The 17,848-nt window shown below is 72.6% G+C and carries 16 protein-coding genes and 2 pseudogenes; 8 read left to right on the top strand and 10 right to left on the bottom strand.

Annotated elements, in window-relative coordinates; genetic code table 11:
• Positions 1 to 65: 65 nt before the first annotated feature.
• Positions 66 to 1,487 carry an amino acid permease gene (locus BJF77_RS13320; protein WP_083665151.1) on the bottom strand — a complete coding sequence of 474 codons (1,422 nt, stop codon included), beginning with the start codon at positions 1,485 to 1,487 and terminating at the stop codon, positions 66 to 68.
• 236 nt (positions 1,488 to 1,723) lie between these two features.
• Here BJF77_RS13320 and BJF77_RS13325 point away from each other — a divergent pair, with 236 nt between their 5' ends.
• Positions 1,724 to 3,010 (top strand): adenylosuccinate synthase, encoded by a 1,287-nt coding sequence (locus BJF77_RS13325; protein ID WP_047802025.1) that lies wholly within the window; start codon positions 1,724 to 1,726, stop codon positions 3,008 to 3,010.
• Between the two features lie 79 nt (positions 3,011 to 3,089).
• Here BJF77_RS13325 and BJF77_RS13330 read toward each other — a convergent pair whose 3' ends face one another.
• Both BJF77_RS13330 and BJF77_RS13335 read right to left on the bottom strand, forming a co-directional pair.
• Positions 3,090 to 3,449, bottom strand: a complete 360-nt coding sequence (locus BJF77_RS13330; protein WP_047802024.1) for a DUF202 domain-containing protein — start codon at positions 3,447 to 3,449, stop codon at positions 3,090 to 3,092.
• A gap of 1 nt (position 3,450) precedes the next feature.
• Positions 3,451 to 3,837 (bottom strand): YidH family protein, encoded by a 387-nt coding sequence (locus tag BJF77_RS13335; RefSeq protein ID WP_047802023.1) that lies wholly within the window; start codon positions 3,835 to 3,837, stop codon positions 3,451 to 3,453.
• Positions 3,838 to 3,983: 146 nt separating this feature from the next.
• Here BJF77_RS13335 and BJF77_RS13340 point away from each other — a divergent pair, with 146 nt between their 5' ends.
• The 4 genes from BJF77_RS13340 to BJF77_RS13355 all read left to right on the top strand — a co-directional run bounded on the left by BJF77_RS13340 (position 3,984) and on the right by BJF77_RS13355 (position 8,034).
• A complete protein-coding gene (locus BJF77_RS13340) occupies positions 3,984 to 5,024 on the top strand; it encodes a M14 family zinc carboxypeptidase (RefSeq protein ID WP_075872468.1) in 1,041 nt (346 codons plus the stop codon).
• A gap of 179 nt (positions 5,025 to 5,203) precedes the next feature.
• Positions 5,204 to 6,004 (top strand): carbon-nitrogen hydrolase family protein, encoded by an 801-nt coding sequence (locus tag BJF77_RS13345; RefSeq protein ID WP_047802530.1) that lies wholly within the window; start codon positions 5,204 to 5,206, stop codon positions 6,002 to 6,004.
• A 4-nt stretch (positions 6,005 to 6,008) separates the two neighbouring features.
• The gene (locus tag BJF77_RS13350; protein ID WP_075872469.1) at positions 6,009 to 7,556 is read left to right on the top strand and encodes a DUF2142 domain-containing protein; all 1,548 of its coding nucleotides are present in this window, start codon (positions 6,009 to 6,011) and stop codon (positions 7,554 to 7,556) included.
• Between the two features lie 82 nt (positions 7,557 to 7,638).
• Positions 7,639 to 8,034 (top strand): hypothetical protein, encoded by a 396-nt coding sequence (locus tag BJF77_RS13355; RefSeq protein WP_075872470.1) that lies wholly within the window; start codon positions 7,639 to 7,641, stop codon positions 8,032 to 8,034.
• A gap of 12 nt (positions 8,035 to 8,046) precedes the next feature.
• Here BJF77_RS13355 and BJF77_RS13360 read toward each other — a convergent pair whose 3' ends face one another.
• The 7 genes and pseudogenes from BJF77_RS13360 to paaA form a co-directional block, all read right to left on the bottom strand.
• A complete protein-coding gene (locus BJF77_RS13360; protein ID WP_075872484.1) occupies positions 8,047 to 10,029 on the bottom strand; it encodes a M13 family metallopeptidase in 1,983 nt (660 codons plus the stop codon).
• Positions 10,030 to 10,113: 84 nt separating this feature from the next.
• Positions 10,114 to 10,889: pseudogene (locus BJF77_RS13365) on the bottom strand (enoyl-CoA hydratase/isomerase family protein).
• A 91-nt stretch (positions 10,890 to 10,980) separates the two neighbouring features.
• On the bottom strand, positions 10,981 to 12,141 hold the full coding sequence (gene paaE, locus BJF77_RS13370) for a 1,2-phenylacetyl-CoA epoxidase subunit PaaE (RefSeq protein ID WP_047802108.1): 1,161 nt from the start codon (positions 12,139 to 12,141) through the stop codon (positions 10,981 to 10,983).
• Positions 12,141 to 12,689 (bottom strand): 1,2-phenylacetyl-CoA epoxidase subunit PaaD, encoded by a 549-nt coding sequence (paaD, locus tag BJF77_RS13375; protein ID WP_083665152.1) that lies wholly within the window; start codon positions 12,687 to 12,689, stop codon positions 12,141 to 12,143. The genes paaE and paaD overlap by 1 nt, the downstream gene beginning before the upstream one ends.
• 4 nt (positions 12,690 to 12,693) lie before the next feature.
• Positions 12,694 to 13,521, bottom strand: coding sequence for a 1,2-phenylacetyl-CoA epoxidase subunit PaaC (gene paaC / locus BJF77_RS13380; RefSeq protein WP_075872472.1), 828 nt, complete (start codon positions 13,519 to 13,521; stop codon positions 12,694 to 12,696).
• The gene (gene paaB / locus BJF77_RS13385) at positions 13,518 to 13,844 is read right to left on the bottom strand and encodes a 1,2-phenylacetyl-CoA epoxidase subunit PaaB (protein ID WP_047802111.1); all 327 of its coding nucleotides are present in this window, start codon (positions 13,842 to 13,844) and stop codon (positions 13,518 to 13,520) included. Before paaB ends, paaC begins: the two co-directional genes overlap by 4 nt.
• Positions 13,845 to 13,846: 2 nt before the next feature.
• Positions 13,847 to 14,863, bottom strand: coding sequence for a 1,2-phenylacetyl-CoA epoxidase subunit PaaA (gene paaA / locus BJF77_RS13390; protein WP_082157203.1), 1,017 nt, complete (start codon positions 14,861 to 14,863; stop codon positions 13,847 to 13,849).
• Positions 14,864 to 15,061: 198 nt separating this feature from the next.
• Here paaA and BJF77_RS13395 point away from each other — a divergent pair.
• The 3 genes and pseudogenes from BJF77_RS13395 to BJF77_RS13405 form a co-directional block, all read left to right on the top strand.
• Positions 15,062 to 15,454 (top strand): annotated as a pseudogene (locus tag BJF77_RS13395) (hotdog fold thioesterase); the annotation flags it as partial.
• Positions 15,455 to 15,591: 137 nt separating this feature from the next.
• Positions 15,592 to 16,935, top strand: coding sequence for a phenylacetate--CoA ligase family protein (locus BJF77_RS13400; protein ID WP_075872474.1), 1,344 nt, complete (start codon positions 15,592 to 15,594; stop codon positions 16,933 to 16,935).
• Positions 16,936 to 17,043: 108 nt separating this feature from the next.
• Positions 17,044 to 17,667 (top strand): TetR/AcrR family transcriptional regulator, encoded by a 624-nt coding sequence (locus BJF77_RS13405; RefSeq protein WP_047802114.1) that lies wholly within the window; start codon positions 17,044 to 17,046, stop codon positions 17,665 to 17,667.
• The last annotated feature ends 181 nt before the right edge of the window (positions 17,668 to 17,848 follow it).

Genomic DNA, 17,848 nt, shown 5'->3' on the forward strand with positions numbered 1-17,848 from the left:
GGTCCCGGCCTGTCCCGGGGCACGTCGTGCGGCGCGGCCGGTGGCCGGGGACCGTGTGCCGCCGGTCAGTTCCGCCCGGCGTGCTCGGCCCGGCGGCCGAGCAGCTTCGAGGCCAGCGCGATGAGCAGCACCAGAGCGGCGGTCAGCAGCAGCTGGCCGCGCACGGCGTCGTCGAGCAGGCCGAGCAGCAGGATGCCGGCGAGGATCGCCAGCGCCAGCCAGGACAGCCACGGGAAGGCCCACATCCGCAGCGGCAGCTCGGTCCCGTCCCGGTCCGCGCGGCGGCGCAGCACGATCTGGGAGACGAGGGCGAGCCCCCAGACCACGAGGCAGGTGGCGCCGACCGTGTTGAGCATCCACAGCAGCACGGTCTCGGGCCACAGGTAGTTCAGCACCACCGCCCCGAAGCCGAAGGCCACGGAGACGAGCACCGCCGTCCGGGGCACCCCGCGGGCGGAGACGTCGGCGAAGGCCCGCGGGGCGGACCCGCGGCGGGCCAGCGAGTACAGCATCCGGGACGAGCCGTAGACGTTGGCGTTGAGCGCCGAGAGCAGCGCCAGGATGATGATCACGGCCATCACCACGTCGGCGCCCGGCACCCCGGCGCGCTCCAGCACCGCCACGAAGGGGCTCACGGAGAGCTGCTCGTCGTCCCACGGCAGCACCAGCACCATCACGGTCACCGCGCCCACGTAGAAGACGAGGATGCGGACCAGGATGGTGCGCACGGCCCGCGCCACGTTGTGCTGCGGGTCCTCGGTCTCCGCGGCCGCGATGGTCACCAGCTCCGTGCCGCCGAACGCGAAGATCACCACGAGCAGCGCGGCGGCGACCCCGGTGAGCCCGTTGGGCAGGAAGCCGCCGTGCGCGGTGAGGTTGCCGAGCCCGGGGGAGGGCACGTCGGTCAGGCCCAGCAGCACGGCCAGACCGACCCCCAGGAACGCCAGCACGGCGAGCACCTTCATCAGGGCGAACCAGAACTCGGTCTCCCCGAGGGTGCGCACCTTCACCAGGTTGACCGCCGTGAACACCACCATGAACAGCAGCGCCAGCACCCACTGCTCGGCCACCGGCCACAGCTCCGTCAGCAGCTGGGCCGCGGCCGTGGCCTCCGCCGCGACGACCACCACGATCTGCGCCCACCACAGCCAGCCGAGGGTCCGGCCCACGGTCCGGCCCATGGCCTTCTCGGCGTAGGTGGAGAAGGCGCCCGGGGACGGGTCCGCGGCGGCCATCTCGCCCAGCGCCCGCATCACCAGCACGAGCAGCACACAGGCCACCAGGAAGGACAGCAGCACCGCCGGCCCCGCCGTGCGGATCGCGGCGCCGGTGCCGATGAACAGGCCGGTGCCGATCGCGCTGCCCAGGGCCATCATCACCAGGTGACGCGCCTTGAGGTGGGTGCCGGGCGCGGGCCCGGACGGTGCGGCCGGGCGCGCCGGGGCGGACTCGGCCCGGGTCCAGGAGGAAGGGGAACTCATGGGCATCCAGGGTATCGGACCCCGGCGCTGCCGGGCGGCGGGCCCGGATGCGTGCGCCCGGTCACGGACCGCTAGACTTGCACGGTACGAGCCCCTGGGCCTCCATCCTGCCGGCGCGGCGCCGCCTCGAGCGTGCGGACAGGACCGGGTCGACACAGGGGCGTTGTCGTGCCCGGCCGGGGCGAGCCTCCGCCGGGCCCCGCGGGAGAGCTCCCGCGTCATCCAGGCAGGAGAGTCCGTCAATGCCAGCAATCGTGATCGTCGGCGCCCAGTGGGGCGACGAGGGCAAGGGCAAGGCCACCGACCTGCTCGGCGGCCGCGTCGACTACGTGGTCAAGCCCAACGGCGGCAACAACGCCGGGCACACCGTGGTGGTGGGCGGGGACAAGTTCGAGCTGAAGCTCCTGCCGGCGGGGATCCTCAGCCCCAACGCCGTCCCCGTGATCGGCAACGGCGTCGTCGTCAATCCCCAGGCCCTCTTCGAGGAGATCGACGGGCTGGAGGCGCGCGGGGCGGACACCTCGCGGCTGCGGCTCTCCGCGAACGCCCACCTGGTGGCCCCCTACCACCAGACCATGGACCAGGTCAGCGAGCGCTTCCTCGGCAAGCGGGCGATCGGCACCACCGGGCGCGGCATCGGCCCGGCCTACATGGACAAGGTCGGCCGGCTGGGCATCCGCGTGCAGGACGTCCTGGACGAGTCGATCCTGCGGCAGAAGATCGAGGGCGCGCTGCGGCAGAAGAACGAGCTGCTGGTGAAGCTCTACAACCGCCGGGACATCGACGTCGAGGAGGTCGTGCAGTACTTCCTGGGCTACGCCGAGCGGCTGGCCCCGATGATCGTGGACTCCACCTACCTCCTCAACCAGGCCCTCGACGAGGACAAGGTCGTGCTCATGGAGGGCGGCCAGGCCACCTTCCTCGACGTGGACCACGGCACCTACCCGTTCGTGACCTCCTCCAACCCCACGGCCGGCGGCGCGTCCGTGGGCTCGGGCATCGGCCCCACCCGCATCACCCGCGCCATCGGGATCATCAAGGCCTACACCACCCGGGTGGGCGCCGGCCCGTTCCCCACGGAGCTGTTCGACGAGATGGGCGAGCGGCTGCGCACCACCGGCGGCGAGTTCGGCGTGAACACCGGCCGCCCGCGCCGCACCGGTTGGTACGACGCCGTGATGGCCCGCCACGCCTCCCGGATCAACGGCTTCACCGACTACTTCCTCACCAAGCTCGACGTCCTCACGGGCATCGAGCGGATCCCGGTGTGCGTGGCCTACGACGTCGACGGCGTGCGCCACGACGAGATGCCGATGACCCAGACGGAGTTCCACCACGCCAAGCCGATCTTCGAGCACTTCGACGGTTGGACGGAGAACATCACCGGCTGCCGCTCCCTGGAGGACCTGCCGGCCAACGCCCGCGCCTACGTGGAGGCGCTCGAGTCGATGAGCGGCACCCGGATGTCCGCCATCGGCGTGGGCCCGGACCGCGACGACACCATCGTGGTCCGCGACCTCATCGACTGACCCCCCGCGCCGAGCTGGCACGTGGCGGCGACCGGAGCGCGGTCGCCGCCATGCGCCAGCTCGGCGCAGCAGCGCGGGGTCAGACGAGGACGAGCACCACCCAGACGCCGAGCGCGCCGAGCACGAGCACGGCGAGCGCGGTGGCCAGCACCGCCCCTGCCTCCGGGGCCGACTCCTCCCGGGAGATCCCGCGGGCGCTGCGCGCGTACCGCGGCCGCTGGGTCAGGTAGATCGACCCGGCCGTGAGCACCGCCAGCCCGAAGAGCACCAGCACGAACGGCCCGTGCTGGGGGAGCCAGCGCAGGAAGACCGCCGAGACCACCACGAAGGACATCAGGGTCCGCCCCCAGGCCATGGTGGTCCGCTCGGGCTGCAGGCCCAGGTCCGCGTGCGGGCGCTCCGGCGGCGGGGCGGACCGGCGGCTCCGCGGGCGCGCCATCTCAGCCCTGCAGGACGACGACGACGAGGACTCCCGCCGCGATCGCCCCGCCCACCGCGAGCACCGGCGCGATCAGGGGCAGGGGCAGAGGGGCCCCGCGCCGCATGCTCCGCTCGACCCCGATCCAGCGGAACGTGGCGCCCGCGCTGACCAGCATGCTCAGCACCAGCAGGACGACCGCGAGGAACGTCCGGACGGCCTCGTCGAACAGCTCCGCGGTGAACGCCTCGATCGCGATCCCGCCGGCCAGGAACGCCAGCGCGGTCCGGATCCAGGCGAGGAACGTGCGCTCGTTGGCCAGGGTGAACCGGGGATCGGGGTTCTCCCCGCCGCCGAGCACCCGCTCGGTCAGCCGGCGCCGTCCCGGGGTTCCCGGCTGCTCGCCCATCGTCCGCCCTCCGCTCGCCCGGTCGTTCCACGGCCCATCCTGTCACGGGGCCCGCCCGGGCCGGGGGCGGCGGGGACGGCACTGTTGTCCGGATCACGTCCGCGCCATACCCTGGGACTCCCTCCAACCCCCCTCAGGAGCCCCCCATGGAACACGCCCGCACCGCACGTCTGACCTCCGCCCTCGCCCTGGCGGCCCTGCTCGCCGCCGGCGGCGCCGTCACCGCGCCCGCCACCGCCGTGGGCGAGGGCCCCAACCCCGGCAACGGCCAGTACACGACCGCTCACCTCAGCACCTACGAGGACCTGGCCGCGGAGCTGCAGGACCAGGACGCGCGCCAGGACGCGCTCGAGCTGAAGGTCATCGGCCAGTCCGTCAAGGGCCGGGACCTCTACCTCGCCGAGTACGTCTCCGACCCCGAGAACCCCACGATCCTGTACCTGACCCAGCAGCACGGCAACGAGCAGCTCACCACCGAAGGGGCGCTCAGCTTCATCAAGGCCCTGGGCACCGGCAAGTCCGCCGACCTGCTCCGGAACGTGAACATCCTCGTGGTGCCCATGCTCAACCCGGACGGCGCGATGGGCGACGTCGACTTCCCGCTCGACGACTACCTGGCCAAGGACCGCCACCTCACCCGGTACAACGCCAACGGGATCGACCTCAACCGCGACCACGTCGCCCGCACGCAGCCCGAGACGCAGGCGCTGCACGAGAACGTGCTGGGCGCCTACGACATCGACTACATGATCGACCTGCACCACCAGGGCACGCAGTCCGAGGTGGACGGGGAGCTCGTCTCCGGCTCGATCCTGTACCCGACGACGCCGAACGCCGACCCCGAGCTCGTCCGGCGCTCGCAGCAGCTCGGCGCCGTGGTGCACGCCGCGATCGAGCCCACCGGCTGGGGCCGGCTCGGCAAGTACGTCGGCGGGACGGCCGAGACCATCAGCCGCAACGGGATCGCGGTCGAGTACGGGGTGGCCACGCTGCTGTTCGAGATGCGCGGGATGTCCGACCACTACCGCGAGGACTACATCCTCGGCGCCCGCAGCAACGGCTACCTGATCCGCCAGACGGTGCTGACCCTCACGGAGACGGCCCGGGCGATCGGGGACGGGTCGATCGGGACCGCCGACACCAGCTTCTGGGAGACGCTGCCGGAGCAGACCACCCGCACGGAGTGACGGCGGCGGCGCGGAACGCCCGGCGTCGGGCGGCCCGCGCACCCGGCCCTGCGTGGGCCGTGGCGCGGGCGGGACCGGGCGGTCCCGCCGCGCGCGGCGGCGGATACAGTGGGCGCAGCGGCGCCGCCGGCGCACCGCGCCGGGGCGCCCCGGACCCGCCGCCGCACCGAGGAGAGACCGTGAAGATCGCCGTCGGACAGTTCGCGCCCACCGCGGACACGGCCGAGAACCTGCAGACCATGCGCCGGATGGCCGGTGAGGCCGCCGCCGCCGGCGCGGAGCTCGTCGTGTTCCCCGAGGAGGCCATGTTCTCCGAGCGGCTCATCGGGGAGCGGTTCGAGGAGCTGGTGCTGCGCGGGTGGTCCGGCTTCGTCCAGCAGCTGTCCTTCCTGGCCGCGCGGACGGGCGTGGCCGTGATCGCCGGCGGCTACGAGGCCTCCGCCGACGGCCGGCCCTACAACACGCTCGTGGCCGTGGACGGACAGGGGGCGATCCTCGGCACGTACCGCAAGCTCCACCTCTACGACGCGTTCAGCCACCGGGAGTCCGACCGGATCCGGCCGGGTGACAAGGGCGTGACGGTGGTGCGGATCGGTGAGCTCTCGGTGGGCATGATCACCTGCTACGACCTGCGCTTCCCCGAGATCTGCCGTGCCGTGGTCGACGCCGGGGCGCAGCTGCTGACCGTGCCCGCCGCCTGGTTCGCCGGGGAGCACAAGGTGGACCACTGGCAGGCGCTGCTCAAGGCCCGCGCCATCGAGAACACGGTCTGGGTGGCGGCCGCGGACACCTGCGCCGAGCACACGGTCGGCCGCTCCGCCGTCCTGGACCCGCTCGGCGTGGTCGTGGCCGAGGCCGGGGAGGAGGAGGCGGTGCTCACCGCCGACGTCACCGCGGAGCGCATCGACGAGGTGCGCCGGACCGTGCCCGTGCTCGCCAACCGCCGGTTCGGCCCGGCCCCGCTCATCCCGGAGGACTGACCTCGTGGTCGCCGCCGCCCGAGCGCCCGGCCTCCCGCCCGATCTCCCGCCCGAGGACGTCGTGCGGTCCGTGCTGCGGCCCCGCACCGTGGTGGCGCTGTTCGCCGGGCTGTCCGTGCTGTTCGGCGCCGTCTTCGCCCTCATGGTGCCGGTGGCCTGGGGCCCGGACGAGGGCGCCCACTTCCACCGCGCGTTCCAGGTCTCCGAGGGAGGTCTTGCCCCCGAGCGGCTGCCCGACGACGGGCCCTACCCCGTTTACGGCGGCGAGGCGCCCGCCAGCGCGACCCGCTTCATCGGAGGCTTCGGCGGGCCGCCGGGATCCACGGAGCACCGGTCGGACCCGCTGTTCGTCCCGTCCGAGGCCCGCCGGCAGGCGCTCGCCGAACCCCTGAACGGGGAGACGGTGACGGCGTGGTTCCCGAACACGGCCGCGTACTCGCCGGTTCCCTACCTGCCCGCAGCACTCGGGGCGCGGCTCGCCGCCGCGGCCGACCTCGGCGTGGGCGCCGCCTGGACCCTGATGCGGATGCTGCAGGTCCTGTCCTACACGGCGGTGGCCGCGGTGGGGCTGTGGTCCCTGCGGCGCACGCGGTTCTTCTGGGTGGGCTTCTGCGTGGCGCTGCTGCCCACCGCCCTCTACCAGTCGGCGGTGATCTCCGCGGACTCGGTGACCAACGCCGTCGTCTTCACGTTCACCGCCCTCGTGCTGCGGGCCACCGTGCTGGACCGCTCCCCGGAGCCGGTCTCCCGGGCCGAGCTGGCGGTCCTGCTCGTGGGCGCGACCGCCCTCCCGCTCATGAAGCCCACCTACGTGATCCTGTCGTTGCTGCTGCTGGCGGTCCCCCTGCGCAAGTACCCGCTGCCGCGCCTCGCCGGCGGAGGGCCGGTCCCGGCCGCCCTGCTGCTCGGCGGGTGCCTGGTGCTGACCTTCGGGGCCTTCGCGTGGTGGATGTCGCTGGCCTCGGGGACGGCCGAGGCCATGGGCCTGCTCCGCGGAGCGGCGGAGCGGCACACGGTGCGGCCCGGTGACCAGCTGGCCTTCGTTTTGGGTGAGCCCTCGGCGGTCCTGGGCGTGGCGGCGCGGACGATCCTGACGCTGGACTGGGTCTACGCGGCCAGCTTCGTGAGCCAGATGGGCTACGGGCTCGGGGAGAACGTCAACGGACCGTTCATCGGCGCCGTGTGCTGGCTCGTCGCCGCGGGCGCCGCGTTCTTCCACGGCCCGCGGGGTGTCGCGTCGCGCCGGCTGACGGCGTGGTTCGCGGGGGTCCTGCTGCTCAACGTCGCGGCGATCTTCGGCACGCTCTACCTCAGCTTCGCCCCGGTGGAGTCCGGGATCGTCAACGGTGTGCAGGGCCGCTACTTCGTCCCGCTCGCCCTGCTGCTGCTCGGGACGCTGGTGCCGCTGGTGCGCGCCCGGTTCCCCGCCGCCCCGGCGGCCCTGCGCCGGGTGGACACCATGATCCTGGTGCTCGTCCCGCTCTCGGCCGTGCTGGCCGTGGCCGGCTACGCCACGGTGATGCACGTCACCGGCCACTACCCCCTTCCCTGACCGACCGCACCGACGACCCGACCGCACCGACGACCCGACCGCACCGACGACCCGACCGCACCGACGACCTCTGGAGGACCCCGTGGACGACGACCGCTCCGACTCCCCACCGCACCCGGACCGCTCCGGCGGTCCGCACGGGCCCGGCGGCGCGCCGGGCCCCGGCGGGTCCGCCCCCGCCGGCGGCTACGGCCCGCCGCCCCCGTGGGGGCCGCCCCCGTCGTGGGAGCGCTTCGCCGCGGGCCGCAGCCACGCCGACACCGCGCTGATCCTGGGCATCCTCAGCGTGGTGGTGCTGCCGCTGCTGGGTCCCTTCGCGATCTGGCAGGCGCGCGAGGCCGAGAAGCTCGGCACCCCGGCCACCCCGGGGCGGGTGCTCGGCTGGGTCGGGACGGTCCTGCTCGCCGTCCTCGGGATCTTCCTCGTCCTGTGGCTGATCGCAGTGGTGTTCCTGATCAGCTCCGGCGGAGGCGGCTGAGCCGGGTCCGGCTCACCAGATGCTGACGCGCTCGGCCTCCGGCAGCCACAGCCCGTCCGACTCCTCGACGCCGAAGGCCTCGTAGAAGGCGGGCACGTTGCGCACCGTCTGGTTGGCCCGGAACTCGTTGGGGGAGTGCGGGTCGGTGGCGATGCGGTGGCGCAGCGCCTCGTCGCGGGACTTCTGCTGCCACACGTAGGCCCAGGACAGGAACAGCCGCTGCACGGGGGTGTAGCCGTCGATCAGCTCCCCGGGCCCGACGGCGCTGTGCTCCGCCCGGGACATCCGCCAGGCCTTGTGCGCGATCGTCAGCCCGCCCAGGTCCCCGATGTTCTCGCCCAGGGTCAGCTCCCCGTTGACGCTCGTGCCCTCGTCCTGCAGCTGCTCCGGGACCAGCCGGTCGTACTGGCGCACCAGCTCCGCGGTGCGCTCCTCGAACGCCCGCCGGTCGGCGTCGGTCCACCAGTTGCGCAGCCGGCCGTCGCCGTCGCAGGTGGAGCCCTTGTCGTCGAAGCCGTGGCCGATCTCGTGGCCGATCACGGAGCCGATCGCGCCGTAGTTCACGGCGTCGTCGGCGTTCTCGTCGAAGAACGGGGGCTGGAGGATCGCGGCCGGGAAGACGATCTCGTTGCGCAGCGGGTGGTAGTAGGCGTTGACCGTCTGCGGGGTCATCAGCCACTCGTGCTTCTCCACCGGCCGGCCGGCCTTCCGGACCAGCTCGGCGAGCCGGAACTCCGTGGTGCGGACCCGGTTGCCCACGAGGTCCTCGGGGTCGATCCGCAGGGAGGAGTAGTCCTTCCACCGCTCCGGGTAGCCGATCTTCGGGGTGAACTGGGAGAGCTTCTTCAGCGCCTCCTGCCGGGTCTGCTCGGTCATCCAGTCCAGGCCGGTGATCGAGACGCGGTAGGCCTCCAGGAGGTTGGCCACGAGCTCGTCCATCCGCTCCTTGGCGGTGGGGGAGAAGTGGGCGGCCACGTAGAGCTCGCCCACGGCCTCGCCGAGGACTCCGTTGACCAGCTCCACCCCGCGCTTCCACCGGTCCTTCAGCCGCGGGGTGCCGGAGAGCACGGTGCCGTAGAACGCGAAGTCCTCCGCCACGAACGCCGAGGACAGGCAGGCGGCGCGCGCGGAGACCAGGTGCCAGCGGGCCCAGGCCCGCCACGCCGGCAGCAGCTCGTCGGCGAGCAGCTCCTCGACGCCCGTGAAGAAGGACGGCTGGGCGTTGACCACCGTGCGCAGGGCCGACACGGGCAGCTCCGCGCCCTCGGCGAGCAGCGCCCAGTCCAGGACCGTGGTGGTCCCGGCGAGCTCCTCGAAGCCCATGGGGTTGTACATCTTGGTGAGGTCGCGGACCGTGACCTTGTCCCAGTGGTGGGAGGCGATCCGGGTCTCGAGCTCCACGACGGCGCGGGCCTGCTCGGCGGCGTCCTCCACACCGGCCAGGGACAGCATGGAGCGCACGTGGTCCTGGTACTTCTCCCGGATCGCGGCGTGCTGGGCGTCCCGGTAGTACTCCTCGTCGGGCAGGCCGAGGCCCGACTGGCCGACGAAGACGAGGTTGCGCTCGGGATCGCCCGGATCGGCGTCGACGTCGACACCCACGAGCCCGCCCACGCCCCGGCGGATCATCCGCCCGAAGTGGCGCACGAGGGCGGGCACGTCGGTCACCGCCTCGACCTCGTCGAGGTCCGGGGCCAGCGGCGAGGCCCCGAGCGCCTCGATCCGCTCCTCGTCCATGAAGGACGCGTAGAGGTTGGCGATCTTGGACTCGATCGCGTCCGGGTCCCCGGCCTCGGCCCGGGTGATGAGCTCGCGCACGGCCGCCTCGGCCTGGTCCCGCAACTCGATGAACGCGCCCACCGAGGGCTTGTCGTCGGGGATCTCGGTGCGGCGCTGCCAGGTCCCGTTGACGTGCCGGTAGAGGTCGTCCTGGGGGCGGACGGAGCGGTCGAAGCCGGAGAGGTCGAACACCGTGGAGGTCGCCGTAGAAGTCATGGCCCCCACGTTAACGTCCGTCCGGCGGCGCGGCAGGTCTTTTCCCCGACCGCTTAACCCGTGCCGCTCAGCCCGTGCGGCGGCTCAGGGCCGGACGCCGGTGAAGCGGGGGCGGCGCTTCTGCTGGAACGCGGCGAAGCCTCGGCGTAGTCGGCGCTGCGGCACAGCTCGCCCTGGACCCGGTTCTCGTGCTCCACGGACTCCCACAGGCCCAGCCGCTCGTCGCGGATCTGCGCCACGAGCTCCCGGGAGGCCAGGAACGCCCCGGTGGCGCCCTCGGCCACCGCGGCGGCCTTCGCCCGGGTGAGCTCGAGCAGCTCCTCGCGCGGCACCGACCGGCTGAACAGCCCGGAGCGCACGGCCTCGGCGCCGCTCATCAGCTCCGCGGTGTAGATCAGGTCCAGGGTCCGGTGGGCCCCGAGCCGCTCGGTGAACAGGGCGTGCCCGCCGGAGTCGAGGGTCGCGCCGAGGTTGGCGAAGGGGGAGCCGATCTTCGCGTCCTCGGCCACGTAGACCACGTCGGTGGCGATCGCCAGGCCCAGCCCCACCCCCAGGCACGCCCCCTGCACGGCGGCGAAGGTCGGCGCCGGGAAGCGGCTCATCGTGCGCAGCAGCGGGGTGACCTTCCCGGCGAGGTACCCGTAGGCGTCGTCGGAGGCGGGGTCCACGGAGGAGATGTCCCGGCCGGCGCAGAAGCCGCGGCCCTCACCGCGCAGCACGAGCGCCCGGACGCCGGCCCGCTCGGCCTCGGCGTAGGCCTCGCCCAGCTCGGCGAGGGCGGCCTCGTCCAGGGCGTTCATCTTCTGGGGCGCGTCGAGCACCACCTCGGCCACGGATCCGTCGATGGTCAGGTCGATCACTGCTGCTCCTCGGGAGGGTCGGGCACGGGGCCGGGCAGGACGCCGGGCAGGGGGGGGCCGGGCCCGGGCGGTGCCGCCCGGGACCCGCGGCTCAGGCGTCGAAGTCGACGGCGAACTCCTTGGAGGTCGGCCGGGTCTGGCAGGTCAGGACGTAGCCCTTCTCGACCTCGTCCTTCTCCAGGGCGTAGTTCTCCTCCATCTCGAACTCCCCGGAGACCACCTTCGCGCGGCACGTGCCGCACACCCCGCCGGCGCACGCGAACGGCACGTCGGGCCGGACCCGCAGCGCCGCGTTGAGCACGGTCTCGTGGGCGCTCCTCGGGGACTCGATCGTGCTGGAGAGCCCGTCGAGGTTGAAGGTGATCTCGTAGTTCTCCCCCGAGGGGTCGGCAGGGACCACCCGGCCCTGCTGGCCCTGCGGGGCCTCGGGCCGGCCGGTGGTGAAGAGCTCGAAGCGGATCCGGTCCTCCGGCACGCCGCGCTCGGCGAGCGCGTCCCGGCACAGCTGGACCAGCTCGAAGGGCCCGCACAGGAACCACTCGTCGGTCCGGCCCACCGGGACCACCTCGTCCAGGATGCCGTTGAGCTTGTCGGCGTCGATCCGCCCGGACATCAGGGGGCTGATCCGCTGCTCGCGGGAGAGCACGTGGTGGACCGCCAGGCGGGACGGGTACTTGTCCTTGAGGTCGCCCAGCTCCTCGGCGAACATCACGTCCATGGCGGAGCGGTTGGCGTAGACGAGGTCGAAGGTGGAGGTCGGGGAGGCCCGCAGCACCGCCTTGGCGATGGCCATGATCGGGGTGATCCCGGAGCCGGCCGCGAAGGCGACGAGGTGCACCGACGCGTTCCGGGCCACCTCCTCCGCGGCGAGCCGCTCGGGGTCGTTGAGGCTGGTGAGCCCCAGCTTGGAGATGAACGCCCCCTGCGGGTTCATCACGTCGAGCCGGTCGCCGGCCTGCAGCGACTCGTTGGCCCAGGTGGAGAACACCCCGCCGAGGTCCTGCTTGATCGCCACCCGGATCTCGCCCGGCGCCGGCTCCGCGCAGATCGAGTAGGACCGGCGGACCTCCTGGCCGTCGATGTGGGCGCGCAGCGCCACGTACTGGCCCGGCAGGTAGTCGTAGTCGTCCACGAGCTCCGGGGGGACCGCGAAGGCGACCTCGACCGAGTCCGCCGTGAGCTTGCGGACCTGGGAGACCTCGAGGGAGTTGAACGTGGCCCGGCGCCGGGCCGGGGCGGTGATCTCGGTCATCAGTGCACCTTGAAGTAGTCGAAGGGTTCCAGGCACTCGTTGCAGACGTGGAGCGCCTTGCAGGCGGTGGACCCGAAGCGGGTCATCTCGCGGGTGTTGAGGGAGTCGCAGCGCGGGCACTTGACGGCCAGGCTCAGCCGGACGGGCCCGGCGGCGGCGCGGCCGGTGGGCGGGGCGATGCCGTACTCGGCGAGCTTGCGCCGGCCGTCCTCGCTCATCCAGTCGGTCGTCCAGGCGGGCTGCAGCACCAGCTCCACCCGCACGTCCTCCCAGCCGTGGGCGTTGAGCGCCGCGGTGACGTCCGCGGTGATGGTCTCCATGGCGGGGCACCCGGAGTAGGTGGGCGTGATGACGACGACGGCGCCCTCGCCCTCGGCCCGGGCCCCGCGCAGGATCCCGAGGTCGGCGATGGAGAGCACCGGGATCTCCGGGTCGTTCACCGTCGCGGCGACGTCCCAGATGCGCGCCGAGGCCTCGTCCTCCGGCCGCAGCTCCCGGCCGGTCACCGGCGCGGGCCGCGTGTGCGGGTGGTCGGTCATCGTCGTCATCTCCTCACCAGGTGGCGCCGGGGTGCCGGCGGGCGAGCACCTGCATCTCGGCGAGGATGTGTCCCCGCTGCTCGCTGAACTGTCCGGAGCGGTCCCCGCCGTAGGCGCCGAGCAGCTCGGGGACGGACAGCTCCGCCTCGTCCAGGACCGCCTTCAGGCGGACGTCGAAGTCCGCGCGCAGCTCGGACGGGCGCACGGCCGCGTCCCCGAGCGCGTCGACGAGCTCGTCGTCGTGGAAGAGCTCGTCCACGTAGGGCCACATGTAGTGCAGCCCCGCCTGGATCCGGCGCTTGGACTCCTCGGTGCCCAGGCCCAGGCGCAGCACCCACTGGCCCGCGTGGTCCTGGTGGTACTGGACCTCCTTGAGGGCCTTGTCCGCGATGGCCGCGAGCGTGGGGTCGGAGGAGTGCACAAGGCGGCGGTAGAGCTCGTACTGGTAGTAGGAGAAGATCAGCTGCCGGGCGATGGTCTGCCCGAAGTCGCCGTTCTCCTGCTCCACCAGGCGGCAGGAGCGGAACTCCTCCTCGTCGCGGAAGTAGGCGAGGTCGTCCTCGGTCTTCCCCCAGGCCGTGCCGGCGTAGGTCAGGAAGAAGCGGGCGTGCCCGAGCAGGTCCAGGGCGATGTTGGCCAGCGCGATGTCCTCCTCGAGCTCCGGGGCCCGGGCGATCCACCAGCCCAGGCGCTGCGAGAGCATCAGGGCGTCGTCGCCCAGCTGGAGGGCGTAGCGGGCCACGTCCTCGGTGGCCTTCGCGCCGCCGGCCTGGATGTCCTCGGCGGTGATGGCGTGGCCCGCGCTCTGGCGGGTCGCGGAATCGTGGGACGCGAAGCTCACAGGTGCTTCACCCCTTCGCTCTTCGTGTAGTACGTGGCGTGCCGGTAGCTCTTGCCCTGGGCGGACTCGAAGTACCCGCCCTTGGAGTCGGGGTCGGAGGCGGTGATGGCCTCGGAGGGCACGACCCACACGGAGGTGCCCTCGTTGCGGCGGGTGTACAGGTCCCGGGCGTTGCGCACGGCCATCGTGGCGTCCGGGGCGTGCAGCGAGCCGGCGTGGACGTGGGAGAGCCCGCGCGAGGAGCGCACGAACACCTCCCAGAGGGGCCACTCGTCCGAGGCGGCGCCGATCGGGCGGACCGTGTTCTCGTGGTTCTCGCTCATGCTCAGGCTCCGATGAGTTCGGCGGAGGCGCGCTCCGCGGCGGTCTTGCGGGCGTAGGCGGCGGCGGCCTCGCGGACCCAGGCGCCCTCCTCGTGGGCCTGACGGCGGCGCTGCATGCGCTGGACGTTGCACGGGCCCTTGCCGCCGACGACGGCCTTGAACTCGTCCCAGTCCAGCGGTCCGTAGTCGTAGTGGCCGCGCTCCGCGTTCCACTTGAGGTCCGGGTCCGGCAGGGTCAGCCCGAGGGCCTCGGCCTGCGGGACGATCATGTCGACGAAGCGCTGGCGCAGCTCGTCGTTGGAGAAGCGCTTGATGTTCCAGGCCATCGACTGCTTCGAGTTGGGCGAGTCGTCGTCCGGGGGGCCGAACATCTGCAGGGACGGGCCGTAGAAGCGGTTGACGGCGTCCTGGGCCATCTCCTTCTGCGCGGGCGTGCCGTGGGAGAGCTCGTAGAGGATCTCCCAGCCCTGGCGCTGGTGGAAGGACTCCTCCTTGCAGATGCGCACCATCGCGCGGCCGTAGGGACCGTAGGAGGCCCGGCACAGCGGGACCTGGTTGGCGATCGCCGCGCCGTCCACGAGCCAGCCGATGGCGCCCATGTCGGCCCAGGTGCGCGCCGGGTAGTTGAAGATCGAGGAGTACTTGGCCCGGCCGTCCAGCAGCTGCTGGGTGAGCTCGGAGCGCGGGGTGCCCAGGGTCTCGGCGGCGGAGTAGAGGTACAGGCCGTGACCGGCCTCGTCCTGCACCTTGGCCATCAGGATGGCCTTGCGCTTGAGGGACGGCGCCCGGGAGATCCAGTTGCCCTCCGGCTGCATCCCGATGATCTCGGAGTGCGCGTGCTGGGAGACCTGGCGGACGAGGGTACGGCGGTAGGCGGCCGGCATCCAGTCGCGCGGCTCGATGCGGGAGTCCTCGGCGATGATGTGGTCGAAGTGCTCCTGGCCGGCGCGGTCCAGCTCGGCCTGCTCGGCCGGGTCCGCCGCGGCCACGGCGTGGAGGCCGGTGTTCTGCGAAGTCATGGTGTCCTTCTTCCGACGAGATGGCGCCGCGGGGCGGAGGGCCGCACGCGACTAACTGACCGTTCGTTCAGAATATGGGACCCCGGGGGCCGCGTCAACAGGCTGCGGGCCGGTGCCGCCGGGTCGGCGCGGGTTGACACGGGCTCCGGAGTGAGATTGTCTACTGACCATTCGGTCGTGAATTGTGAGGAGAGTTACATGTCCCAGGGCCACCCGATCCTCGCGGGGGACCACACCTCGCGCTGGATGGGCATCACCGTGGACCGCGCGGAGTACGGCCACGCCCAGATCCGCATGACGCTGCGCGAGGAGATGCTCAACGGGTTCGGCATCGCCCACGGCGGCATGGTCTTCGCCTTCGCGGACACCTGCTTCGCCCTCGCGTGCAACGACCCCGCCGGTGACGGCAGCACCATCACGGTGGCCTCCGGGGTGGACATCAACTTCATCGCCTCCGTCCACCGGGGGCAGGAGCTCGTCGCCGTGGGCACCCTGCGCGCCCAGGCCGGGCGCAGCGGCGTCTACGACATCCAGGTCACGGCCGAGGGCCGGCTCGTCGCCGAGTTCCGCGGCCGCAGCCGCACCATCCCGAACCCGGCCCTCCGCGCCGCGACGCCCGCGGAGCGCCCGGACGAGGGGCCGGCCGACCGGCCGGCCGAGCAGCCCGTCCCGCAGCCCGCCCAGCCGTCTGCCCCGCAGCCCGCCCCGCAGCCCGAGGAAGTCTGATCATGACCGAGTGCTCCGTCCCCAATCCCTACACCCCCGCTCCCGCCCCCGCGGACCGGTCGCAGCCGGATCCCGAGGAGACGATGAGCCGGGACCAGGTGGAGTTCCTCCAGCTGGAGCGCCTGCGCTGGACCCTGCACCACGCCTACGAGAACGTCCCCGCCTACACCGAGCTCTTCGACGCCCACGGCGTGCACCCGGGCGACCTCAAGGAGCTCGAGGACCTGCGGCTCTTCCCGTACACGGACAAGGAGTTCCTGCGGAAGGCGTACCCGTTCAGGTCCCTCGCGGTGCCGATGAGCGAGGTCCGCCGGATCCACGCCTCCTCCGGGACCACCGGCCAGCCCACCGTGGTGGCCTACACCGAGAACGACATCAGCACCTGGGCGGGCCTCGTGGCCCGCTGCTTCCGCCTCTCGGGCGTGCGGCCGGGGGACAAGGTGCACAACGCCTACGGCTACGGGCTGTTCACGGGCGGGCTCGGCGCCCACTACGGCGCCGAGCGCCTGGGCTGCGCGGTCATCCCGATGTCCGGGGGGCAGACCGAGAAGCAGGTCCAGATGATCCGGGACTTCGAGCCCCAGGCCATCCTCTCGACCCCCACCTATCTGCTGACCATCGCCGACGGCTTCCGGAAGCTCGGCCTGGACCCGCGGGAGACCTCGCTGCGCACCGCCGTGCTCGGCGCGGAGCCGTGGACCGTGGAGATGCGGCGGGAGATCGAGACCACGTTCGGCATCGACGCGTGCGACATCTACGGCCTCTCGGAGGTCATGGGCCCCGGCGTGGCCGGGGAGTCGGCACAGTCCAAGGACGGCTCCCACATCTGGGAGGACCACTTCCGCCCCGAGATCATCGACCCCTTCACGGACGAGGTCCAGGAGACCGGCCGGCCCGGTGAGCTCGTGTTCACGGCGCTCACCAAGGAGGCCCTGCCGATCATCCGCTACCGCACCCACGACCTCACCCGCCTGCTGCCCGGCACGGACCGGCCCGGGCACCGGCGGATGGGCCGCATCACGGGCCGCTCCGACGACATGATCATCCTGCGCGGGGTCAACCTGTTCCCGTCCCAGATCGAGGAGCTCGCCCTGCAGGTGCCGGAGCTGAGCCCGCACTTCACGCTCGAGATCACCCGCCCGCACCGGATGGACCAGATGACCATCAACATCGAGCGGCGCGAGCAGGTGACCGTCGAGGCCGCCGAGGCGGGCGGGCAGAAGCTGCTGCACGCCATCAAGACCAAGATCGGCTCCTCGGCCTCGATCCGGATCGCCGAGCCGGGCACGCTCGCCCGTTCCTCCGGCAAGCTGCGCCGCGTCTACGACCACCGGGACAAGGCGTGAGCCGCCTCCCCTGAGACCGTCCGCGGCCGTCCCCGGGGCTCCCGGCGGCCGGCCGCGTCATAAGATCGTTGCTCGGCCCACCCCGTCACCGTCGAGATCGAGGTCCCCATGTCCCACGCACCGGCGTCCGCACCACCGGACAGCGGGGCCCCGCGCCGCGGCCGGCCCGGCTACGACCGTGAGACGCTGCTCGGCGTCTGCGTCGAGGTGTTCAACGTCCACGGCTACGACGCCACCTCGATGGGCACCCTGTCCAAGCACCTGGGGATCTCCAAGTCCGCGATCTACCACCACGTGGAGTCCAAGGAGGAGATCCTCGAGCAGGCGCTGAACCGTGCCCTCGACGCGCTCGAGGAGGTCCTGGCCGCCGCGGAGCGGACGGAGGCCCCGGCGGTCCAGCGGCTCGAACAGGTGATCCGCGGGACCGTGCACGTGCTCGTGGAGCAGATGCCGTACGTGACCCTGCTGCTGCGGCTGCGGGGCAACTCGGAGGTCGAGACGCGGGCGCTCGAGCGCCGGCGCACCGTGACCCGCCGGGTCGGCGCGCTCATCGAGCAGGCGCAGGAGGAGGGCGACCTGCGCCGCGACCTCAGCGGCCGCTCCGCCTCCCGCCTGCTCCTGGGCATGATCAACTCGATCGTCGACTGGTACCGGCCGGATCCGGACAAGCCCGACGACGGGCTGGCCGACACCGTGGTCGCGCTCGCCTTCTCGGGTCTGCGCGCCCCCTGACCCGCCGGCCGGTCCTCCGCCGAGCCTCCACCGTCGCGGGCCGTTGCCAGCCGAGTCCCCGAACCACGTGCGATCCCCCACGCCGTTGCGTGGGGGATCGCGCCGTTGCCGGGCACTGGAGGGGCCCACGGGGACCAGGCGCACCGGGCAGCTCGCGGGGCCGGGGGTTCAGTGGGCCCGG

It is taken from the genome of Kocuria sp. CNJ-770 (assembly GCF_001942375.1).
Taxonomy (GTDB): domain Bacteria; phylum Actinomycetota; class Actinomycetes; order Actinomycetales; family Micrococcaceae; genus Kocuria; species Kocuria oceani.

What these genes read in the sequence shown, in the direction of transcription:
- paaD (WP_083665152.1), bottom strand. Translation starts at nt 12,689, where the DNA reads ATGACGACGATGACCGACCACCCGCACACGCGGCCCGCGCCGGTGACC.
- BJF77_RS13340 (WP_075872468.1), top strand. Translation starts at nt 3,984, where the DNA reads ATGGAACACGCCCGCACCGCACGTCTGACCTCCGCCCTCGCCCTGGCG.
- paaE (WP_047802108.1), bottom strand. Translation starts at nt 12,141, where the DNA reads ATGACCGAGATCACCGCCCCGGCCCGGCGCCGGGCCACGTTCAACTCC.
- paaA (WP_082157203.1), bottom strand. Translation starts at nt 14,863, where the DNA reads ATGACTTCGCAGAACACCGGCCTCCACGCCGTGGCCGCGGCGGACCCG.
- BJF77_RS13330 (WP_047802024.1), bottom strand. Translation starts at nt 3,449, where the DNA reads ATGGCGCGCCCGCGGAGCCGCCGGTCCGCCCCGCCGCCGGAGCGCCCG.
- BJF77_RS13325 (WP_047802025.1), top strand. Translation starts at nt 1,724, where the DNA reads ATGCCAGCAATCGTGATCGTCGGCGCCCAGTGGGGCGACGAGGGCAAG.
- BJF77_RS13400 (WP_075872474.1), top strand. Translation starts at nt 15,592, where the DNA reads ATGACCGAGTGCTCCGTCCCCAATCCCTACACCCCCGCTCCCGCCCCC.
- BJF77_RS13335 (WP_047802023.1), bottom strand. Translation starts at nt 3,837, where the DNA reads ATGGGCGAGCAGCCGGGAACCCCGGGACGGCGCCGGCTGACCGAGCGG.
- BJF77_RS13405 (WP_047802114.1), top strand. Translation starts at nt 17,044, where the DNA reads ATGTCCCACGCACCGGCGTCCGCACCACCGGACAGCGGGGCCCCGCGC.
- paaB (WP_047802111.1), bottom strand. Translation starts at nt 13,844, where the DNA reads ATGAGCGAGAACCACGAGAACACGGTCCGCCCGATCGGCGCCGCCTCG.
- BJF77_RS13360 (WP_075872484.1), bottom strand. Translation starts at nt 10,029, where the DNA reads ATGACTTCTACGGCGACCTCCACGGTGTTCGACCTCTCCGGCTTCGAC.
- BJF77_RS13320 (WP_083665151.1), bottom strand. Translation starts at nt 1,487, where the DNA reads ATGCCCATGAGTTCCCCTTCCTCCTGGACCCGGGCCGAGTCCGCCCCG.